This is a genomic window from Serratia sp. CC22-02 (assembly GCF_900182895.1).
Classification (GTDB): Bacteria; Pseudomonadota; Gammaproteobacteria; order Enterobacterales; family Enterobacteriaceae; genus Serratia; species Serratia nevei.
This window is the reverse complement of the sequence record NZ_FXUD01000001.1, coordinates 757,675-776,703: the sequence shown is the minus strand read 5'-3', so window position 1 is coordinate 776,703 and position 19,029 is coordinate 757,675. Positions and strand designations below refer to the sequence as shown.

Sequence of the window (19,029 nt, the reverse complement as noted above, 5' to 3'; positions counted from 1 at the left end):
TTGCAACCTACAATATTAATTATTAATTAGAGTAACGTTTGAAGATGGCTTTAGCCTCACTGGAACTCTGAAGCGAAAGGCAATCTAAAGTATGATAACTTCCTTTAACTGAGCCTTGACTATTTTTATTTGCGTACTGTTCAGCCAGTTTTTCGCCTTGTTCGAATGCATCCATGGGGAGTTTACTGAATTCTAAATAGGCGGAAGCGGAACGGAAAGCATCTTGCTTGGTTTTTTCTGAGTCAGTAGACTTCCCAATACAGCGGCTAACCAGCCAATTTTCATAAATTTCGCTTTGAGGTAAGTTTTCTATTTTTATATCTTCCGCAAGCAGCATAGGGGAAACGAGAAGAAGAGCAAGGGCTATGTGGGTAGTCTTCATTTTAATATCCAAAGTGATGCGACTTCAGGAACAAAAGATCCATTCTCAGGATCCCCCATGAAATGACAAGAGTCAGAGCAAATGTCACCGTTCCATAATGTGACATGTCCTCTGGCATTTCGCCAGCCATTTCCTTGTATAACCATTATCCCTTTTTTACCTGAAAATTTAACTGGTGTAGGGGATTTCACCGTGATATCAGGCTTGCCGAAGTTCTTTTCTAAAAAGAGAATCATATCGTTAACACGATAAAGATACCATTTTTTATCTTTACCAGACACAGTCGCATAACCGGAGTTAGAGGGAATTGGTATGCCTGTATAGTTGAGTACATAACTCATTCGAATAGGACAAGCATTTTCAAAAATACCGTTCTCAATATTGCTTTCTACTTTTCCACCAATCAATGCACCCACTTTTTTTACATTGATATTGACTTCAGAAAAACGAATCCATGCGGGCCCAAATAGAGGTTTTTTCATCCTGACTCTCCATTGTATCCATGTTATGAACCCCCGGCCGTAACCGGGGGGGCATGCAGATTAAGCTTCGCGGTTTTCCTTGATGTTCCAACCTGCGCTGCTTTCGGCGCCTTTGCCGCCTTTGTCGCTCTGCTCCCAGTATTGCTGTTTCACTTTCGCCGCCTGGAAGGAGTAGGTGACACCCACGGTGTCTTCGCCGCCTGCGCCGGTGTACTGCACGGCGGTGACCAGCACGTCTTCCAGGGTGATTTTTGCGTATTCAACCTGGCTACCACCCGCCTTACAAACCGACAGCTCAATCTTGGTCAGGTGTTTGCCGCTTGAGCAGTGTTTCAGCAAGGCCGGGGTTGACTTGTCGATCAGCGCGTTGACGTGCAGATCGTTGAAGCACACTTTGCCGGCGCCACCGCCGCCGCCAACGCCCATATTGCCCGGTTGAGAAGCGCCCCAGGAGAAAGAAGTAATGTCGGTCCAGCCTTTGTGATTCGAATCTTTGGATTCGCCGCTGGCACCTTCAACTTTCAGGAACATATCAATAGCCATAGTTTCTTCACTCTTTATTAAGGGTTAACAGTAGTATTAACGTTACGTTGAAAAACTCAGGTAATAGCAGCAGGAATTGCAAGTGTGGTAATGCATTACCAATTTATATCCTTGTGCCATGCACCTTCTTAAATACCGAAAACTATCGGTACGGGTTACCGAGCCACTATTAAGTGCTAATGGCTCAATGCTTAATTATTTCGCGTTATCTTGATTCCACGTGCGATCTGGATTGCCTGCAATGAGCTGTCGGGAAAGCTTGTCCAATTCAGAACTATGGTACAACCGCAGACAGTTCAAGGTGACGCCTTGACTCCTGTCTTTAGTTTCACTGTGAAACTCATTGATTCTGGATTTATATTTTCCGATGAGAACATTGATTTTCTCATCACCTGATTCGATGTCGAATGGCATCCATTCTCTCATCGCATTCGCCGTTCTGGCTGCATCAAGAGAGAATGCCTTATCCGAATCGGAGACCTGTGCCAGGCAGCGAGACAATGCCAGTTCTTTTACGACCTGGTGATAAGGCAGCTGTTTGATAAATGCCACAGGATCCTGATTTGGCGCTGCTTGCAACCTTAATGAGGCGATAAGCAAGCATGCAGTTAAACCAAACCTCATGCTTTTACTGGTCAGCCGATGGAACACTAGCTTAATTCCCAAAACCAGACTTCTTTGCAGTTAAAATAGCAATGGGAATGGCAGGTCAATAGCGAGTTTTCTGGTTCGATAAGATCAATGTGTCCGCCATCATAGTTGGTTATTTTATTGAAGAACACGACGCCTTTTTTATTGCCGATACCCTTCTCTGCATCTGGAGCATTAAAGAAAATGTTGGCTTTGCCAAAACTACTGGAGCGATGCAACTGATCGGCCAGCAGTTTGGCTCCAGGCTCAATCGTTTTACCCTTATAGGTGCCTTTTTTGATTGGCAGACGGCCTTTGAAGCTGATGCCGGCTTTCAACAGCGCCAGGCTCATGCGGACGGCACAGGTATTGGCATAACCAGGGTTTTGCTTTAGAAGCGTATCAAGCTCATAACCAATCTCGGCGTAAACGGCTTCTGCTGCCAAATATCCCGGGCTAGAGTAATCAGAGGAGTAATGGCTGCTTTTTAGCTGACGATATAAAGGTTTCATGCTTTGCCTCCTTTGCAGGGGAAGCGAGTCGCCAGAGCCTCTTCAATCAGGGGGGCAGCCCTTTCGTGTAGGCGCGCAGCGGGAAGTTTATTAAAGAATTCGAACACAAACTCCTGCAGAGTGACAGTTTGTAGCTGGCTGTATTGGCACCAGCTTTTTCCTTCCGTCGCGTCCAGCACGCCCAGCAAATAAATCCGCGCTTTCTCTTTTTCCTGTTTATCTGCACTGCGATAGAAACGGAAAAAGTCGCTGCCTGGCAGATTGACATCATCGGACGTCAAATGCGCTATCGATGCCTGCTCTGCGAAAGCTGGCGGCGCGGCGGAGAGCGAGCAGACGACAGCCAACAGCGATGCCAGATAAAACCGTTTTGTCTTCATCTTTCTTTCCCTGTGATGAGGTTGATGTATCAGCCAGGCCGCACTATCGCGGCCTGACTTCAGTCCATCAGGACGCGTCGTTTTGCTTCAGCGAAGGCAGCTTCGACACCAGGCGCAGGGAGACGGTCAGGCCTTCCAGCTGGTAGTGCGGGCGCAGGAAGAACTTGGCGCTGTAATAGCCCGGGTTGTCTTCGATCTCTTCCACCTGCACTTCCGCCGCAGCCAGCGGTTTGCGCGACTTGGTTTCCTGCGAGGAGTTGGCCGGATCGCCGTCCACGTAGTTCATGATCCAGTCGTTCAGCCAGCGTTCCATGTCGTCGCGCTCGCGGAAGGAGCCAATTTTGTCGCGCACGATGCACTTCAGGTAGTGCGCGAAGCGGCAGCAGGCGAACAGGTACGGCAGGCGCGCGGAAAGCTGGGCGTTGGCGGAGGCGTCGGCATCGTAGTATTCCGCCGGCTTCTGCAGCGACTGCGCGCCGATAAAGGCGGCGAAGTCGGAGTTTTTGCGGTGCACCAGCGGCATAAAGCCGTTTTTGGCCAGCTCGGCTTCGCGTCGATCGCTGATGGCGATCTCGGTCGGGCACTTCATGTCCACGCCGCCGTCGTCGCTCGGGAAGGTGTGGCACGGCAGGTTTTCCACCGCGCCGCCGGATTCCACCCCGCGAATGGCGGTGCACCAGCCGAACTCTTTGAACGAACGGTTGATGTTGGCGGCCATGGCGTAGGCGGCGTTGGTCCAGGTGTAATTGCCGTGGGTCGCGCCGTCGGTTTCTTCTTCAAAGTCAAACTCGTCCACCGGGTTGGTGCGGATGCCGTAGGGCAGGCGCGCCAGGAAACGCGGCATCACCAGGCCCAGGTAGCGCGCGTCTTCCGACTCGCGCAGGCTGCGCCAGGCGGCGTACTCGGTGTTCTGGAAAATCTTGGTCAGATCGCGCGGGTTGGACAGCTCCTGCCAGGACTCCATCTGCATCACGCTCGGCGCGGTGCCGGCGATGAACGGGCAATGCGAGGCGGCGCCGATCTTGGCCATTTCGCCCAGCAGCTCCACGTCCTGCGGGCTGTGATCGAAGTAGTAGTCGCCCACCAGGCAGCCGAACGGCTCGCCGCCGAACTGGCCATACTCTTCTTCGTAGACTTTCTTGAAGATCGGGCTCTGGTCCCAGCCCACGCCTTTATAGCGCTTCAGCGTGCGGCCCAGCTCCTGTTTGGAAATGCTCATAAAGCGGATCTTCAGCATCTCGTCGGTTTCGGAGTTGTTGACCAGATAATGCAGGCCGTGCCAGGCGCCTTCCAGCTTCTGGAAGTCGTCGTGGTGAATGATCTGGTTGATCTGCTGCGACAGCTTTTCGTCGATTTCCGCGATCAGCGCCTGGATGGTGCGGTAGGCGTCGGAAGAAACGGTGACGGTGTTTTCCAGCGCCTGTTGCGCCAGGGTTTTCACCGCGTTCTCGACCGCTTCTTTGGCCTGATCGGTCTTCGGCCGGAACTCTTTGTTCAGCAGCGCGCTGAATTCATCGCTGGAAAAAGTCTCGGTGGTCTGCAACGCATTTTGTTGCTGAGGCGAGTTGCTCATCGATTAATCCTCACGCTCGTTGTTGTCGTCGTTAACCGCCGGCTTCGGCGCGTCGGTCAGGGATTGCAGCAGCGCCGGGTTTTGCAGGATCTTGGAGATCAGCTCTTCGGCGCCGTTCTTACCGTCCATATAAGACAGCAGGTTGGAAAGCTGGGTGCGGGCGTCCAGCAGATTGCCCAGCGAGTCGACCTTGCGGGCGATAGCGGCAGGGGAGAAGTCTTCCATGCTTTCGAAGGTCAGATCGATGTTCAGCTTGCCTTCGCCGGTCAGGGTGTTATCGACCTGATAAGCGACGCGCGGCTTCAGCGATTTCATGCGCTCGTCGAAGTTGTCGACGTCGATCTCCATGAACTTGCGTTCTTCCACGCTGGCTTGCGGATCGACCGCTTTCCCCACCAGATCCGCCATCACGCCCATCACGAACGGCAGCTGGATTTTGCGCTCTGCGCCATAAATTTCGACATCGTATTCAATCTGTACGCGCGGCGCGCGGTTGCGGGCGATGAATTTCTGCCCGCTGCGGGATTTCGAGTTTGACATGATTTACTCCATCTAATGGCGATTGGGAACGCGCCTCGTCCGGCTGGGAGAGTCAGGTTCTGATTCGGGTCTGCGCCGGGGCAGACGGTATCGGATGCGTCAAGAGAACAAAGGTCGGCGGCTAGCTGTTCTCCTCGTGGTCGGGGCGACCGAGAATGGTCTCCAGTTGGTTAAGCCCATCGGGCGCCAAATCGCGGACGATTTGCATAAAGTCCAACGTAATCAGCCGCTGGACCCGATCGATCATCAGCGGCGCCGGGTGGCTCGGCTCATGAAGACGAAAATAGTTTTTCACCTTGTCCAGCATCAGCTGGGCGTCGTCGCGCGACTGGATCTGCGCGCTGCGCCAGTTCAGCGGTGCCGTGGCGTTTTGCATCGCAGCCGGTTGTTGCTGGGCGGCGGTTTCCGGCGGGGCGTCGGGTTCGGCGGCGGCCGGGGCATCGCTCTGGCCGGCGAGCGCCACCAGAGAAAATACCTTGGTCAGCGCGCCCATTTCCGGCAGGGCGCTTTCCCCCAGATGGCGGGTCACTTCACTGCGAATGGCGCCCAGGGTGTGGGCGATGTGCGTCACCAGTGCGCCTTCGGGGCGGCCCTGCTGCGCCAGCTCATCCTGCAACCGTGCGCGGCCGCCGGGAAAGTTGGGGCACTCTTGCTTGCTGCCGTCGAGCAGGGCGCCGGCATCGCGCAGCGAGATTTCACCGGCGGCGCTTTTCAGCAGCGGCGCGGTGCGCACGCTGGCGGCCAGCGCGGCTTTGTCGCCGAGGTCGGCCAACGCATTGATGCGAAACAGCGGGTCGGCTTCGCCGTCGAACTCCAATGCCGGTTGCAGAGCATCCCAGTAACGGAGTATCGACTGGTGGATCAGCGTCAGCCCGTCGGCGTAGCCCGGCAACCCGCGCAGCTGGGTCCAGGCGCGGGTGAGATACAGCATGACGCGCAGGTCTTTGGTGCGCGCCAGCAGCGAGGTCGCGAGGCGTTCGACCTGCACCCAATCCGGCGCTTCTTCCGGAATGATGGTGCTGCCGAACTGCTGTTCGGCCTTGCCTGTGGCGGCGCGCGCCATTGCCAGAAAGTCGGCGTCGTATTCCAGGTTGTCGCCGCAGGGATTGTCCGCGTCAACCGGGGCCAGCAGGGTATCGGTGTCGATAGCCATAGAATTTCCTTCAACGAACGATGTTAATCAAACATTTGCGGGTACTGGCCGCCGCGGCCGGGGCGTGCCCAGCCGTTGGGCTCGAACAGCAGTGAAAACAGCTGCACGGTGAGGTTGCCGCTGTGCACGTGGGTGTAGAGCGGGTGTCCGTCGGCCTGATTGGTCCACCAGAAGCTGGTGTACTGCGCCGGATCGAAACAGTCGGCGGCCTGTTGCCAGCCGAGACCCGGCACGTCCGGATGCTGAAAACCGATAATCGACAATATCTCGGAATCCGTTTCCGCCGGTGGGCTGGGCAGCGCCGGGATTGCCTGCAGCGTGCGGTCGATCTGTTCGGCGGAGAAGCCGTTGCGCACGCCGTTCAGCAGGGTATGGCCGAGCTGCTGGTACCAGCTCGCCGCCATGTTCAGCTGTTGCGGGCGCCATTCTTGCAGGCTGAACAGGCGTAGCGCGCAGATCGGGTAGCGCCGCCCGACGCGATCGCGCGCCGGCAACAGGCAGCCCATCTGCACGTACGGGCTGCCGAGCGTGGCGGGGATCACGAAGTTCCACACCGGTGCGTTGCTGAACGGGTGGCCGTTTGGCCCCTGCGCATCGCGCTGCAAATTCACCAGCCCGTTATGGAACCAGTGGGCCCAGTTGTTGACCACCGGATCGGGCAGGCGGCGCTGCAGAAAATCGCCGGCGGAAGGAAGTTTTCCGTACCAGCCGAGGCTCGTCGGGGCGCTTGAATCAGTGCTCATGATCATGTCCTTTCGGGGCTACGGGCACGAGAAGGCCGGCAGTTGGAACGGATTACGGATGCTGTTGGGCGTGAACTCCAGCGTGACGCGATGGCCGTCGAGATTGAACGTCGCCTGGCGGCCGAGGCCGCCGGTGCCCGAGGATTGCGCCATGTCCACCAGGCGGTTCAGCGCCCATGGCCCGCTGGTCACCAGGCTGGCGGTGGTGCCGTTGGCCAGCGCCAGCTGCAAATGCACCTGGTTGGTATTGCGGGTGCCCGGCCAGCTGACCACCAGCGGTACCTGAGGGCCATGGCTGTATTTGAACAGTTGGCCGTCGATATCCAGCGTCAGGTTGAGGATGTCGTTATCCATCCGCACCGGCCGCACGGTCACGCGGTACGAGGGCGTCGCGGTACCGTTGGCGAAGAAGGCGTCGCGGATGCGCTGCGCCTGCTGGAACGAACGCAGGATGTCTTCGCCGCCGGGCAGCGTCTTGCCGTCCACGCCGGGAGTAAAGCGCCAGTTGGCGCGGGTGGTGTCGACCTTGCCCTGCAGATTGTCGCGGAAGAAACTGTCCATCAGCCCGCTGTTCGGCGCGAACATGCGCGCCAGATCGTCCGGCGTCACGTCCTGGCGCGCCCGGGCCACCAGCGGATAACGGCCGGCGATCGCCTGGCGGCAGAAGCTGCCGACCTCGAAGCTGATGCGCTTTTTCACGTTCTCCATCTCTTTACGCTGGGTGTCGCTGCTGGCGCCGATCGCCAGCGACAGCAGCATCTGTTTGAACGGCACCGGCAAGCGGCCGGATTCGGCCTGCAGACGCGGGATGATGTCGCTCGGCGGTGCCGACATGCCGCTGTTGGCCGCGCCCTGTACCGCCGTCAGATAGCTGTACAGCTCATCGACCTGCTTCAGCACGCTGTCGAAAGGGATCGCCTTATTGCCTTCGCCCTGGCTTTGCGCCAGCTCCAGCAGCGGCGCGAAGTGCGCCATCACCAGCTGTTCCGGCTGGGCCGACACATCGCCGTCGGCGTTGGCCGGCCGGTTGGTGAACAGCGCTTCCAGCGTGCGGTTGGCGTTTTGATTCAGCCTGTCTTCGGTTTTGGCCAGCAGCGAACGGGAATCGGCGTCGCTTTTCTCGTCGCGCAGGGTGACGTTTTTGCTGACGTTGACCAGCAGGTTACGCATCGGCGACGGGTTGCCGGAGAGTAGCCGCGCGCTGCTGATGCGCTGGGTCAGGTTGCCGATGTTGGCCAGCTGGATATCTCCCAGCAGCGCATCCCAGGCGCTGATGAAGTCCTGCATGTACAGCTGGCGGATGGTCTTGGTCAAATCGGCGCTCTTCTGCTCCGGCGCCTGGCTGTTCAACACCCAGACGTCTTCCTTGCGCAGCGTGTCGGTCACCGGGTCGATATTGTCGCTGAACGCTTTCCAGTACCCTTGTGAGGTGAACAGGCCCGGCACGCCGTCGGTGACCGGTTTGCCGCTTTTGCGGCTGAACGCCAGCTCGGTTTGCGGGCCGGCCAAATCGACCAGGCTGACCGGCTTGATGTCGGTCTGTTTCAGCAGCAGACGTTTGAGGCGGCCATAGACGCGCTGCGACAGCGGCGCCCGATTGATGGCGGCCTGCGCCTGCGCCACCAGCGGTTCGTCTTTGGCGTAAGGCGAGGCCTGGATCTGCGTATCCAGCAGCTGGCTCAGGTGCCATTCGATCTGCTGCAGCTGTTTCTGCGTGCTGCCCTGCGGCAGGTTGCGCTGCAGGTTGAGCATCACCCAGGCGCGCAGGAATTTGCCGTCGTACTGCTTTGGCAGATACAGCATCTGATAGGCCTTCAGCGCTTCGTAGCTGAAGTCCGCATCGCCGTGGTTGTCGTTGCGCAGCGTGGTGGCGATCTGTTGCGCCACCTGCGGCAGCAGCAGTTCTTTCAGCGCTTTTTGGTACAGCGCATTGCCGGCGTCGCCCACCTGATCGCCGCGGAACAGCCCCATGCGGTAGGTGAACGGCGGATCGTCTAGCGAAAAGTTCTGGCTGTCCGGCAGGTGCAGCAGGCTATTGAGGAACGGCAGCAGCGAGAACATGTCGCCGTTACCCAACTGCGTCAGGTTTTGCCCCTGGCGCTCGACGCCGGGCACCTTGGCGGCCACTTCCGCCAGATAGGCCTTGTTGTTGCCGTAGCTGGTGAACCAGAGCATCGCCAGCACCGCCAGGATCACCGCCAGCGCGATGTAACCCGCCCAGTGCAGGGCGCGATTGCGGTATTCCCACCAGCGGTTGCTGCCCGCCAGCCCGGATTCCTGGAAGACCACCGATTCCAGCGTCTCTTTCAGGAAGAAGCTTTGGCCTTTGGCCGCCGGGATCGGCGCTTCCTGGCCCACGCTGTCCCAGGCCGCGTTGGCCTGCGCCCCTGAGTTTGCCGTCGGCAGCTGCAGGTAGCGGTTCAGCTCGCCCATCACCCGGTCGAACGGCAGGCCTTCCTGCGTGCCGCTGGTGAAATAGATACCGCGCGGGGTAAAGCGGGTTTCAAAACTGGAGGTGGCGAACACCTGTTCCAGGTATTGACTGAGCAGCGGGCGCAGGGCAGCGAACTCCTGCGGGAACAGGTAGCTTTCAGCGCGCTGGCGCGCGTCGTGCTCCATCAGCAGCGTATCCGGCAGCGCCGCGTCCAGCCGCTGTTGCAGCAGGGCGTATTGCTGTTCGAAGGCGGCGTTCAGATTGAAGTCCGGCTGCCGCGAGCGCTCGTAAGGGAAGGTGAACCCCCAGATCTGGTCGCGCTGTGCTTTGTCGAAGCTGCCGAAGTAGGCCATAAAGCCGTTGAGCAGGTCGGTTTTGGTCACCAGCACATAGACCGGGAAGTGAATGCCCAACTGCTCGTGCAGTTCGATCAGGCGTTTGCGCAGCGCGCTGGCCTGGGCGGCACGCGCTTCGGCGCTGTCGCTCAGCAGATCGGCCACGCTGATGGTCACCATCACGCCGTTGATCGGCTGGCGGGTGCGGTATTTTTTCAGCAGCGCGACGAAGCTTTGCCACTCGCCGGCATCTTCTTCGCGCTGGCTTTCCTGCGTGGTGTAGCGGCCGGCGGTGTCGAGCAGCACGGCGTCGTTGGTAAACCACCAGTCGCAGTTGCGGGTGCCGCCCACGCCGCGCAGCGCGGCTTTGCCGAAGCGATCCGCCAGCGGGAAGTGCAGGCCGGAGTTGACCAGCGCGGTGGTTTTACCGGCGCCGGGCGCGCCGATGATCACATACCACGGCAACTGGTACAGATATTGGCGGCTGAAGCGGGTCATCCAGCGATGTTTGCCGCCCTCCTGGCCCGGTGCGAAGCGCGCCTTCTTCAGCAGCTGCGCCGCTTCGTCGAAGCGCTGCGCCAGCTGTTCGTCTTGTTTAATCTCGGGCTTGCCGTCTTCCGCCGGTACCGCTTCGGCGGCGCGCAGGTTGCTTAGCAAACGGCTGTTGAACCAGGCGCTGTAAAGGCGCGGGATCAGGCGGCACAGGAACCAGATCAGGTAGATAACGCCGATGGCGATCTGGCGGTTGAGTTCCGGCTCCAGCGGGCGATAGTCGCCGATGGCCACCAGCGGGCCGATCATCCAGATGATGAACGCCAGCGCGGTGATGCCGACAAAGCCCCACAGCAGGCGGCTGGTGATGATGGAGAATAACGTACTGAGCATTACTTTCCGGTTCCTTGCGGCAAGCCGTTGATTTCCGCCTGGGTATTTTCCGGGGCGACCAACAGCGTAATTTCTACCCGGCGGTTCAACGCGCGGTTCACTTTGTTATCGTTCGGCGCGACGGGGTTGCTTTCGCCGCGGCCCTCGGCCTTGACCCGCTGCGGGTTGGCGAGGTGCTTTTGCAAGCGGGCGCTGACCGCTTCGGCGCGCGCCAGCGACAGCTCCCAGTTGGAGGCGAAACGGGCGCTGCGGATCGGCACGTTGTCGCTGTAGCCGGTGACCAGGATCTTGCCGCTGACGCCGTTCATGGCGGCGGCGATGCGGTCGATGACCGGAATATAGTTGGCGCGCACCGTGGTGGCGGCGGAGTCGAACAGCCCGTCGCCTTTGAGGATCACCACGCTTTGCTGCGCTTCGTCGCGCACCACCACCAGCCCTTCGGCGATCTCTTTGCGCAGGAAGCTTTTCAGGCTCAGCGTCGGCGGCGCGGCCGGCGCCGGGTTACCGATCGCCACCTGCGGCAGATTGGTTTGGTAAATCGCCGCCAGCACCGGGCTGGTGTTGTCGCCCAGCCGCCAGTTGAGGGCGATGAACAGCAGCGAAGCCAGGAAGCCGGTCAACGCCACGCAGGCCCACAGCGGCACCAGCGGGCGCCACAGCTTCTGCTGTACCGGCAGATCCAGCGAATGAGGCGACAGCGGCGGGGCATAACCGCCGCGCACCGACCGGATCAGCTGCAGCAGGCGCTGCTTCATGGTTTCCAGCTGCGAGCGGCCGTTTTCCATCACCCGGTAGCGGCCTTCAAAGCCCAGCAACAGGCAATAATTGATCAGCTCCAGCAGGTTGATGTGCTCGCGCGGGCTTTGCGACAGCTTGGCCAGCAGCTGGAAAAACTTCTCGCCGCCCCAGGTTTCGTTATGAAAGGTCACCAGCAGCCCGCTGCCGGACCACACGCTGTTGCTGCCCCACGGGGTCAGCGCCGCCGCTTCATCCAGCGCGGTGCACAGGCAATAACGCGCGCCGATGATCACTTCGTAGGGCAGGTTGGCGCGTTGGCCGCGGATCTCGAAGCGGCGCATTTCGTCGATCAGCTGTTGGCGCAGCTGCGCCGGGTTGGCGTGCGTGGCCGACTGGCGGATCTGCGAAATGGCGTTCAGCAGCGGGTTGGCGGCGTCCACCAGCGGGTTGGCCGCCGGCGCCATGCTATTTTCCTGAGTCATAGGTTACCGGTCCGTATGGCTGCGAATCGCCCAAAATTCCATGTCCAGCCCCGGGAATTCGCCGGCCAGGTGCAGGGCGAAGGCGCTGGATTTTTCCATCTGTTTCCACAGGTCGCCGCCTTTTTCCAGCTCGAAGTAGGTGTAGCCGGCGTGATAGGGGATCTGGCGCGGCGCGGCGGGCATGGTGCGCAAACCGATGCCCGGCAGCTGCAGCTGCACCAAATCGCGGATGCGCGTGACCGGTGCGATCTTCATCTGTGCCGGGAAATGGGTCAGCAACACCTCGGCGGCCACGTCGGCGCGCACCGCCAGCACGAAGCCGAAATCGCGCATCATTTTGGCGTCCTGCACGGTGGCGACGTTCAGCCCGTGGGAGCGTTCGACCAGCGTCAGCTGAATGGCGTTGTCTTCCAGCACCACCGACAGCCCCTGACGCAGCAACAGCATCAGCTTGCCGAAGCACAGCGCCAGGTTGTCGTGGTCATACACCGGCAGGCGCCCTTCCGGGGTGCGCTGCGCCGAGAAGCTGGCGAGCTCGGTGGCGAACTGCAGCCAATCGGCGAACAGACGCTCCGGGTGCAGATGGTCGAGGTGGTAGGCGTGGCTCACCTGACCAAGATGGCGGTTGATCAGCTGCAGCAGCATGAAATCGACCATTTCGGAACTGCCGCCGCGGCCCGGCTGCAGCAGGCGCTGGCTCATCTGCTGGCTGCGCTGTTGCAGCAGGCCCTGCAGATCGTTGATGAAGGTTTTCAGTACCGGGTTGCCCTGGCAGTTCAGCATCGGCGGGATCTGCGCGGTATCGAGGCGCAGGCTGTTGTCGCCGCGTTTTTCCAGCACGCGGGTCACGCCGAGCGCGGTCCATTCGGCGTTGAGTTCGCTCTCCAGCATCAGCCGCAGGCGCAGGCGGCCGAACTGCAGCGCCGCGCTGCCCACCGAGACGGCGTTGAGATCGTCGACTTCGTTCTCGTAAGCCAGATAGCGCGCCAGCGCCTCCGGGCTTTCCTGAAAGATCACGTCTTCACGCCCCGCGCGATAGGTCGGCAGGGCCAGCACCACGTTTTCACCGGTCTTGTTTTCGGCGATGGTCAGCGGCGCGGGTGCCTGCTGGGCGCCGGCGAAGCGAAACGGCGTGCCGTCCGGCATGATGCCGCTGGCGGCGTTGAGCGCAATCTTGCCCTGGCGCAGCAGCGTTTGGTCCAGATCCAGGGTCAGGAACCCCCAGAAACAGCCGCTGTGGGCCTGGCCCCAGTTGCGCATATAGCCTTCGAGATAGTTTTCCGCCTGCTGGAAATGGTGAGGGCGCAAAAACATTCCCTCAGTCCAGACAACCTTATGAGCATCTTTCATCATCACACCTATAGTTACTTCGCTTCAGCGCAGCGGTAGGTCAGTCGACCTTTTTTACGGGGCGCAGGCCATTCACGCCCGCGACGATATGCGCTTCCAGCTCATCCGGCGAGAATTGCCATACCTTGTAGAAATTGGTTTCGGTGGGTTCCGGCAGCGGCAGTGAAATGCGCCAGGTCTTGCCGTCCAGATTTTGATACTCGGCGATTACGCCGATGTAGCGCGCATCCAACGCGCTTTGCCCGCCGAGCTTCTTGCCGGCCTGGCCCGGCGTCAGGAAGAACTGATCGCTGTCCAGCAGGCTGTTGCCGAGCACGCTTTTGGCGTCGTTTTGCAGACTGAAGAAGTCGGCATCCATAAATTCCGCATCCGAACGCAGCAGCAGCACGCGGATTTTGATCGGCGCCGGTTGCGCGCCGGCGGCGGCGTTGACCTGGCGATCGGCATCGAACACCAGGCTGTAACGCGACGGCACGCTTTTGGCGGAAGACATGCAGCCGCCGAGCGCCAACGCGCCCAGCAGCAGAAACAGCATCCCGCACCAGCGGGAAGCGATAGGAGTCGTCATCATGGGAATCTCGTCGCCCGCAGGCGTGCTGACTACTGGAGGATCCAGGTAGCTGAACCAGCGTTTTTACACGCCTTGCTGTCGCCGCCGACTTTGACGCAGTCCTGTTTGGCGGCGCGTGCGCGGCGCGGCAGATCTTTGCGCAGCGTCGATTTGTAGCGCGCTTCCGGTACGCCGGCGTTGGCCTGGATATACCCCACCAGATCGCCACCGCGGATGGCGGAGATCGCCAGCCAGTTGTTTTCCACTTCGCCCAGCGCGTAGAACGCGGCGGCGTTGTCCAGGCTGCCGACGGCGGTGCCGGTATAATTCGGGCTGCTCATGATGCTGGCGGCGTACAGGCTGCGGTACTCCTCACCGATCGGTTTGAACTGCTTCGGCGCGCTCACCGCGGCGCGGTGCTGCAGCGTGACGCCGTTGACTTCACTGCTGACGATAGCGTCGTTATTGAGTGCCGGCGGCGGTGGCGGCGGGGTGGAACAACCGGCAAGCGTCAGGGCGGTCAACAGCGTCAGGGTAATCCGTGTTTTCACAATGTCCTCTTTTCTTGATTGAATGGCTGTGTAATAAGGCGCCGTCATCAGGGCGCAAGCAGCAACACTTTTAATTGGCTCGGCACGATGCGCATGCCGAGCGCGTTGGTGGAATTCTGCAGGCTGAGGCTGGTCAGCCGGGTGGCCGGGGTGCCTTTGAGCAATACGGTAAAGGCGCCGGTCAGGTGGCGGGACGGCCCCATCACCGTCCCGGAAGCGACGCCGGTGGCCACGCCGGGGTTGTCGCCGTTGGTCAGCGGCGTCACCGTCGCCATGTTGTGCGCCGGGGTGCCGACGAACAGAATGTTGAACGCATTCGGGATGGCGGTCGGCGCCAGGGCGATATCCGGGTAGGGCACGGGCACCGGCGCCGGGCTTGGCGTCAGACAGACGTCGGGAAACGCCAGGTCCACGCCGATCATTTGGCTGTTGGCAAACATAAAAGGCCTCCGCAGGTTATCCGACGTGGATTTGTTCCGAATCCAGCTTGGTGATGTCTTTTGAGGTAATGAGCGTGTTGCGGGCATGAATGCGGGCGTAGTCTTCCGCCTGATAATCCAGCTGCCCGGCGCGCACGTGCTCGGTTTGGCGCACTTTACGGAACAGCGAATGGCTGATCTGGCTGACCGAATGCCACAGCGACTCGCAGCGCTTGCCGACCAGGCGGCTGATACTGACGAAGGCCGACAGTTCCTCGCCGCTGTATTTCATCTTGTCGACGTGGCAGTCGCCGCTGTTGGCCTGCAGCGTCATGGCGTCGCCGCTCAGCTTTAGTGCCTGCGCGCTGTGCAGCGACAGTGAACCGCTCGGCGTTTCAATTTGCAGATCGCCTGTGACGCAGAGCCGCGCTGCGCTTTGCGGCTCCGCACGTTCGAGAACGGTGATCGCCCACAGCTGGTGGCCGCAGCCGGCGACCAGCACGTTATCGCCGAGGGCCGGCGTCAGCAGGCAGCTCGCCGCCCGGCGGCAATGCCAGCCGCGGCCTTCGCACTCCACCACCAGGCTGCCGTCCGGCAACAGGTTGACGACCTGGCCGGCGGCCTGCTGGGGCGGTGCGATGTTGACGGCGCGAGTTGTGTTGGCAACGCTCATGGTGATCCCCTCGTGAAGTGGTCAATGCATTCAGATTCGGCTCTGGCGCTGTGCGCTCCAGGTTTCGGCGGCGTACAGTTCTTCGTCGCGCTCGAGAATTCCGCTGCGATCGCCCCAGCGCGTTTGCTGCTGGTGGGCGCGGTGCATGCGGGTGCGCATAAAGCGCGCGCGCCGGAAATCGGCGGCGCCGATGTCGGCATAACAGAAATCGGCGTAGGTCAGGTCGCTGTCGCTGAAATCACAGCGTGCCGCACGGCTGCGCTGGAACACGCATTGATACAGGCGCGCCTGGCTGAAGTTGGCGGCATCCAGCGTCGCTTCGCTGAAGATCGCCTGATCGAACTGCCCGCTGCGGCACTGCGCCTGAGTCAGATTGGCCTCCAGCCACAGCGACTGTTGCGCTTGCACGCCCGTCAGGTTGGCACGCCGCAGCGAAGCGCCCTTGAAATTGCTCTGGCGCAGCGTCGCCTGGCTGAAATCGACGTCGTCCAGTTGGTTATCGGTAAACTGGCAGGCGATGAGGCGCTGCCCGGCGTAACTTTTGCCGCGATGGTCACATTCGAAAAACGTGACGCGGTCGAAATCTACCCCTTCAAACTCGGTTTTACAGAGGTTTAATCGAAAGAACGTGACAAGGGATAGCCGCGCATGATTCAACGCGGCGCCGTCGAGCGGGCTTTCGTAAAAGGTGGTGCGATCGTGCTGAGTGGCGGAAAAGTTCGCGCCGGCCAATTGGCATGACATCCAGTGGCTTTGATTGAGCGGCAGTCGGCTGAAGTCGCTCTGTTCAAGCCGGCAGTCGTTGAACATCGTCAGTTCGATATGGCTCTCGCAGAAGCGGCCGCCCGGCATGGCGCACTGATTGAAGGCCGTTTGCTTCAGGTTCGCTCGTGCAAATTGCGAGTGTTCGAGCCGGCAATCGCTGAAGACGCTGTCGCGCAGATCGCAATCGGAGAAGTTCACGCCGCTCAGGTTCAACTCGTTGAACATGCCGCCGGCCAAATCCATACCGGCGAATGACAGGCCGTGCAAATCCTCACCGGCAATCAGCTCGCCGCGTTTCACGCGCTGGCGTATCTGCTCAGGTTTTGAGGTCATACTTCCTTCCCGTTATGGCGAGGCAATGTTTTCACCCTGGCGGTATAGGCACCGTCGAGCCGGGTCGCCCGATCCACCTGCGACTGCGACAAATCGGCCCGGAACAGATTGGTGCCCTGCAGGTCGGCGCCTGACAGCACGCATTTTTGCAGGATCGCTGCGATGAAATTGGCGTCGCGCAGGTTGGCCTGGGACAGATCGCTGCGAATGAACAGGCTACCGCTGCCGTTGGCCTGACGGAAATCGGCCTCGTTCAGCCGGGTTTCCGACAGGTCACAGTTATCAAGGCGCGCACGGCTGAAATTAGCCCGCTGCAACGGCATTTGGCGCAAATTGCACTGGTTCAGCGTCGCGTCGCTGAAATCCGCCTGCGGCAACAGCGTCTTCGCTGCGAAGGCGCAGGCGGTGAGGCGTGCGGCGCGGAAGCTGAGGCTTTGCGTCTCGGTATCAACCCAGGCGCAGCTCTCCAGCCGCGCCCGATCGAAGTTCACCGCCAGCAGCCGGCATTTGATGAAGCTGACTTTGTCGAGCCGGGCGTGGCTGAATATCAGCTGCTCCAGCTGCAGTTCCATCAACGTAATGTTGGCCAGCGTGGCGCGGTTGAAGTCACACTGCCCGAGCAAGGTTTCGTATCCCAGCAAATCGCGCAATGACGCCATCGTGAAATCGCAGCGTTGAAACAAGGTTTGTTGAATGTTGGTTTCGTGCAGCTGCGCGCCGGCGAAATCCGTCGCTTCGCATTTCGCCAGGGCCAAAGAGGCGTGGCTCAGATCCGCCTGCTGCAAGACGGCGCCGCTGAGATCGGCGCGCGCCAACATCGCCTCGCGAAGGTCACAGCCCACCAACCGGGTTTGGCGCAGATTGGCGTTTTCCAGCAACGTGCCGCGCAAGGTGGCATGGCTGAGGTCCATGCCGGACAGATCGGCGCCGGTAAGGTCCAGGCCGCTGAGATCTTTATCGCGCTGCATCGCAGCGGTGACGCGTTGGCGAATGATTTGCGCCAGATCGCCGCTTAAACGCAGCGCCGGGTTTTGCGCCTGTGCCGACATTAAATACATCTGGTGCAGCGCGCGCTCGCTTTCCCCCAGCTGCTTGTCGCTAAACGCGTCGGGGCGTTGACGCGCCTGTTGAAACAGCTGGTCGCGCTGCTGTTGGTAGCTTTCCGCGCCGGAAAGGCCGGCGGGGCCTGGGCCGTCAATATCAATGCCGTTTGCCTGCGCGCCATCAAGGATTTCACGGTAATGCGCTTCAGCGCGCTGTTCCATGCCGTCGACAAACTCGGCCAACCTCTCCAAAGAGGGCATCGGTTCCGCTGGCGGCGCGGGAAACATGTCGTCGATGTCTCGGCCTTCGCGCTGCAGACGTTGGCGGTGTTGTTCGCGTTGGTGATGTTCGTAGGCGGCGATGTTTTCCACCATCGGGCTTTGCTGCGTCGGCGTTTCCGTATCCAGCCAGGGGCCGATACAGCACTCCGGCAGCAAATCTTTTTCACGAAAAGCGTGCAGAGCGCCATGCTCTTTATCAAGCCGCTGATCGAGCACCTGCCGATAATGAGCGACGCTGCGGCTTTTACCCTCAATTTCCAGCGCCGGCATGAGCTGCATGACGTCTGCGGCATCGTCTTCATTGATGGGAAGGTTGCCCTGGTAGATCAACAGCATTTGTTCGCGATGGGGAAAGAACCACACGGTGGTGTGGCGCATCGTGATTTCCCCGAAATGTGCTTCGCCGCCGCGCAGCCGGTTGATGAAGCAGCGTGCGCGCCACGGCGGTAAATGCCCTTGCTGCATCGGCTCCGACGGATGCATGTTCCATATCCGGTAGGCGGCCTGGGGCGGTAGAGTGTCGCGTTGGGGAAACTGCTGATCGCCGTCCGCCATGTTGAACAGGCGCCAGTCGATGTCGTTGGCGAAGCCGGGAAAGCCGTTTTTCAACCAGTCGGCGTCGTAGTTTTTACCAATGTGGGAGAAGCGACGCGGCCAGGTGATATCCAACGCGTCAAAGCTTGCCGGTTGTGCGCTATGCCGAGGCGACGTAAGGCGCCCCTGCAGCGGCTCGACATTGGGTAGGCGATGGATACGGCCTTGCGGAAATGTTTCTGGAGTGGCGCCGATGCCGTGTGGATTATCGGCGAACTGGGTGCCGCCGTAAGCCCGGCGCCAGTCCAGACGCATTTCTGCAAAAGGAAGGGGAGTGGAGGGACGATCGTTGATCCAATGGCGATCGCCGAAAACCACCAGCGTTTTCTCCAGCGAATCCAGCTGGATCTTCACGGCGCAGGCGGTTTTGTCTTGCTGATGGTGGGTGTAGGCGTTGCCGGTGGCGAGAAACTCCGCACAGGCTTTCGGGATAGCCAGGTCGAGCACGCCGCCGCTCAACGTGAGTTCTTCGGCAGCCAGCTGCCACAGCTCCGGTTCGGGGCGCAGGCGCGGGGAAGCCCCCATATCGGCCAAGGCCAAAACGGAAACGCCCAGATGATTTTGCCCTTGCCAAGAGAAGGGGCGATGAAGCGCGCTTAGGCGCAGAGGTTTTACGACTTTCATTGTGTGTGTAAAGCTTCCTGTGGATATCAGCCG

The 19,029-nt window shown here is 60.0% G+C and carries 19 protein-coding genes; all 19 read right to left on the bottom strand.

Annotation, left to right across the window (positions count from 1 at the left end):
- Nucleotides 1-22 precede the first annotated feature (22 nt).
- Nucleotides 23-382 (bottom strand): T6SS amidase immunity protein Tai4 family protein, encoded by a 360-nt coding sequence (locus QOL81_RS03775; protein WP_060420730.1) that lies wholly within the window; start codon nt 380-382, stop codon nt 23-25.
- Entirely contained in the window at nt 379-864 is a 486-nt protein-coding gene (locus tag QOL81_RS03770; RefSeq protein WP_072265414.1) for a type VI secretion system amidase effector protein Tae4, read from the bottom strand. Before QOL81_RS03770 ends, QOL81_RS03775 begins: the two co-directional genes overlap by 4 nt.
- 60 nt (nt 865-924) lie before the next feature.
- Complete coding sequence (locus QOL81_RS03765; RefSeq protein ID WP_038876771.1) at nt 925-1,407, bottom strand: Hcp family type VI secretion system effector; 483 nt, start codon at nt 1,405-1,407, stop codon at nt 925-927.
- Nucleotides 1,408-1,602: 195 nt separating this feature from the next.
- Nucleotides 1,603-2,031, bottom strand: coding sequence for a T6SS amidase immunity protein Tai4 family protein (locus tag QOL81_RS03760; protein WP_060420904.1), 429 nt, complete (start codon nt 2,029-2,031; stop codon nt 1,603-1,605).
- A gap of 26 nt (nt 2,032-2,057) precedes the next feature.
- A complete protein-coding gene (locus QOL81_RS03755) occupies nt 2,058-2,549 on the bottom strand; it encodes a T6SS effector amidase Tae4 family protein (protein ID WP_060420731.1) in 492 nt (163 codons plus the stop codon).
- Nucleotides 2,546-2,929, bottom strand: coding sequence for a Rap1a/Tai family immunity protein (locus QOL81_RS03750; RefSeq protein WP_060420734.1), 384 nt, complete (start codon nt 2,927-2,929; stop codon nt 2,546-2,548). Before QOL81_RS03750 ends, QOL81_RS03755 begins: the two co-directional genes overlap by 4 nt.
- A gap of 67 nt (nt 2,930-2,996) precedes the next feature.
- On the bottom strand, nt 2,997-4,502 hold the full coding sequence (gene tssC / locus QOL81_RS03745) for a type VI secretion system contractile sheath large subunit (RefSeq protein ID WP_019452990.1): 1,506 nt from the start codon (nt 4,500-4,502) through the stop codon (nt 2,997-2,999).
- Between the two features lie 3 nt (nt 4,503-4,505).
- A complete protein-coding gene (gene tssB, locus QOL81_RS03740; RefSeq protein WP_047730442.1) occupies nt 4,506-5,042 on the bottom strand; it encodes a type VI secretion system contractile sheath small subunit in 537 nt (178 codons plus the stop codon).
- A gap of 121 nt (nt 5,043-5,163) precedes the next feature.
- Nucleotides 5,164-6,195: a type VI secretion system protein TssA gene (gene tssA / locus QOL81_RS03735; protein ID WP_060420740.1), complete on the bottom strand. Its 1,032-nt coding sequence runs from the start codon at nt 6,193-6,195 to the stop codon at nt 5,164-5,166.
- A gap of 23 nt (nt 6,196-6,218) precedes the next feature.
- Nucleotides 6,219-6,938 carry a type VI secretion system-associated protein TagF gene (gene tagF / locus QOL81_RS03730; RefSeq protein ID WP_060420743.1) on the bottom strand — a complete coding sequence of 240 codons (720 nt, stop codon included), beginning with the start codon at nt 6,936-6,938 and terminating at the stop codon, nt 6,219-6,221.
- A gap of 18 nt (nt 6,939-6,956) precedes the next feature.
- On the bottom strand, nt 6,957-10,592 hold the full coding sequence (gene tssM, locus QOL81_RS03725) for a type VI secretion system membrane subunit TssM (RefSeq protein WP_283439662.1): 3,636 nt from the start codon (nt 10,590-10,592) through the stop codon (nt 6,957-6,959).
- The gene (locus QOL81_RS03720; protein ID WP_080432899.1) at nt 10,592-11,794 is read right to left on the bottom strand and encodes a DotU family type VI secretion system protein; all 1,203 of its coding nucleotides are present in this window, start codon (nt 11,792-11,794) and stop codon (nt 10,592-10,594) included. Before QOL81_RS03720 ends, tssM begins: the two co-directional genes overlap by 1 nt.
- A 21-nt stretch (nt 11,795-11,815) precedes the next feature.
- Nucleotides 11,816-13,162 carry a type VI secretion system baseplate subunit TssK gene (gene tssK / locus QOL81_RS03715; protein WP_033638522.1) on the bottom strand — a complete coding sequence of 449 codons (1,347 nt, stop codon included), beginning with the start codon at nt 13,160-13,162 and terminating at the stop codon, nt 11,816-11,818.
- 40 nt (nt 13,163-13,202) lie between these two features.
- On the bottom strand, nt 13,203-13,733 hold the full coding sequence (gene tssJ / locus QOL81_RS03710; protein ID WP_060420751.1) for a type VI secretion system lipoprotein TssJ: 531 nt from the start codon (nt 13,731-13,733) through the stop codon (nt 13,203-13,205).
- A gap of 29 nt (nt 13,734-13,762) precedes the next feature.
- Complete coding sequence (gene tagV / locus QOL81_RS03705; protein ID WP_019452982.1) at nt 13,763-14,263, bottom strand: type VI secretion system accessory protein TagV; 501 nt, start codon at nt 14,261-14,263, stop codon at nt 13,763-13,765.
- A 47-nt stretch (nt 14,264-14,310) separates the two neighbouring features.
- Nucleotides 14,311-14,703, bottom strand: a complete 393-nt coding sequence (locus QOL81_RS03700) for a DUF4150 domain-containing protein (RefSeq protein ID WP_004934933.1) — start codon at nt 14,701-14,703, stop codon at nt 14,311-14,313.
- Between the two features lie 16 nt (nt 14,704-14,719).
- A complete protein-coding gene (locus tag QOL81_RS03695) occupies nt 14,720-15,355 on the bottom strand; it encodes a DUF3540 domain-containing protein (RefSeq protein WP_283439661.1) in 636 nt (211 codons plus the stop codon).
- Nucleotides 15,356-15,385: 30 nt separating this feature from the next.
- Nucleotides 15,386-16,453 carry a pentapeptide repeat-containing protein gene (locus tag QOL81_RS03690; RefSeq protein WP_060420755.1) on the bottom strand — a complete coding sequence of 356 codons (1,068 nt, stop codon included), beginning with the start codon at nt 16,451-16,453 and terminating at the stop codon, nt 15,386-15,388.
- A complete protein-coding gene (locus QOL81_RS03685) occupies nt 16,450-18,996 on the bottom strand; it encodes a DUF2169 family type VI secretion system accessory protein (protein ID WP_283439660.1) in 2,547 nt (848 codons plus the stop codon). The genes QOL81_RS03690 and QOL81_RS03685 overlap by 4 nt, the downstream gene beginning before the upstream one ends.
- Nucleotides 18,997-19,029: the final 33 nt, after the last annotated feature.

Excerpts from the sequence above, each read along its gene's own strand:
- tagF (WP_060420743.1), bottom strand. The coding sequence starts at position 6,938 with ATGAGCACTGATTCAAGCGCCCCGACGAGCCTCGGCTGGTACGGAAAA.
- tssC (WP_019452990.1), bottom strand. The coding sequence starts at position 4,502 with ATGAGCAACTCGCCTCAGCAACAAAATGCGTTGCAGACCACCGAGACT.
- QOL81_RS03750 (WP_060420734.1), bottom strand. The coding sequence starts at position 2,929 with ATGAAGACAAAACGGTTTTATCTGGCATCGCTGTTGGCTGTCGTCTGC.
- QOL81_RS03690 (WP_060420755.1), bottom strand. The coding sequence starts at position 16,453 with ATGACCTCAAAACCTGAGCAGATACGCCAGCGCGTGAAACGCGGCGAG.
- tssJ (WP_060420751.1), bottom strand. The coding sequence starts at position 13,733 with ATGATGACGACTCCTATCGCTTCCCGCTGGTGCGGGATGCTGTTTCTG.
- QOL81_RS03755 (WP_060420731.1), bottom strand. The coding sequence starts at position 2,549 with ATGAAACCTTTATATCGTCAGCTAAAAAGCAGCCATTACTCCTCTGAT.
- QOL81_RS03775 (WP_060420730.1), bottom strand. The coding sequence starts at position 382 with ATGAAGACTACCCACATAGCCCTTGCTCTTCTTCTCGTTTCCCCTATG.
- QOL81_RS03695 (WP_283439661.1), bottom strand. The coding sequence starts at position 15,355 with ATGAGCGTTGCCAACACAACTCGCGCCGTCAACATCGCACCGCCCCAG.
- QOL81_RS03700 (WP_004934933.1), bottom strand. The coding sequence starts at position 14,703 with ATGTTTGCCAACAGCCAAATGATCGGCGTGGACCTGGCGTTTCCCGAC.
- QOL81_RS03685 (WP_283439660.1), bottom strand. The coding sequence starts at position 18,996 with ATGAAAGTCGTAAAACCTCTGCGCCTAAGCGCGCTTCATCGCCCCTTC.
- QOL81_RS03765 (WP_038876771.1), bottom strand. The coding sequence starts at position 1,407 with ATGGCTATTGATATGTTCCTGAAAGTTGAAGGTGCCAGCGGCGAATCC.
- QOL81_RS03770 (WP_072265414.1), bottom strand. The coding sequence starts at position 864 with ATGAAAAAACCTCTATTTGGGCCCGCATGGATTCGTTTTTCTGAAGTC.
- tssA (WP_060420740.1), bottom strand. The coding sequence starts at position 6,195 with ATGGCTATCGACACCGATACCCTGCTGGCCCCGGTTGACGCGGACAAT.
- tssK (WP_033638522.1), bottom strand. The coding sequence starts at position 13,162 with ATGAAAGATGCTCATAAGGTTGTCTGGACTGAGGGAATGTTTTTGCGC.
- QOL81_RS03760 (WP_060420904.1), bottom strand. The coding sequence starts at position 2,031 with ATGAGGTTTGGTTTAACTGCATGCTTGCTTATCGCCTCATTAAGGTTG.
- tssM (WP_283439662.1), bottom strand. The coding sequence starts at position 10,592 with ATGCTCAGTACGTTATTCTCCATCATCACCAGCCGCCTGCTGTGGGGC.
- tssB (WP_047730442.1), bottom strand. The coding sequence starts at position 5,042 with ATGTCAAACTCGAAATCCCGCAGCGGGCAGAAATTCATCGCCCGCAAC.
- QOL81_RS03720 (WP_080432899.1), bottom strand. The coding sequence starts at position 11,794 with ATGGCGCCGGCGGCCAACCCGCTGGTGGACGCCGCCAACCCGCTGCTG.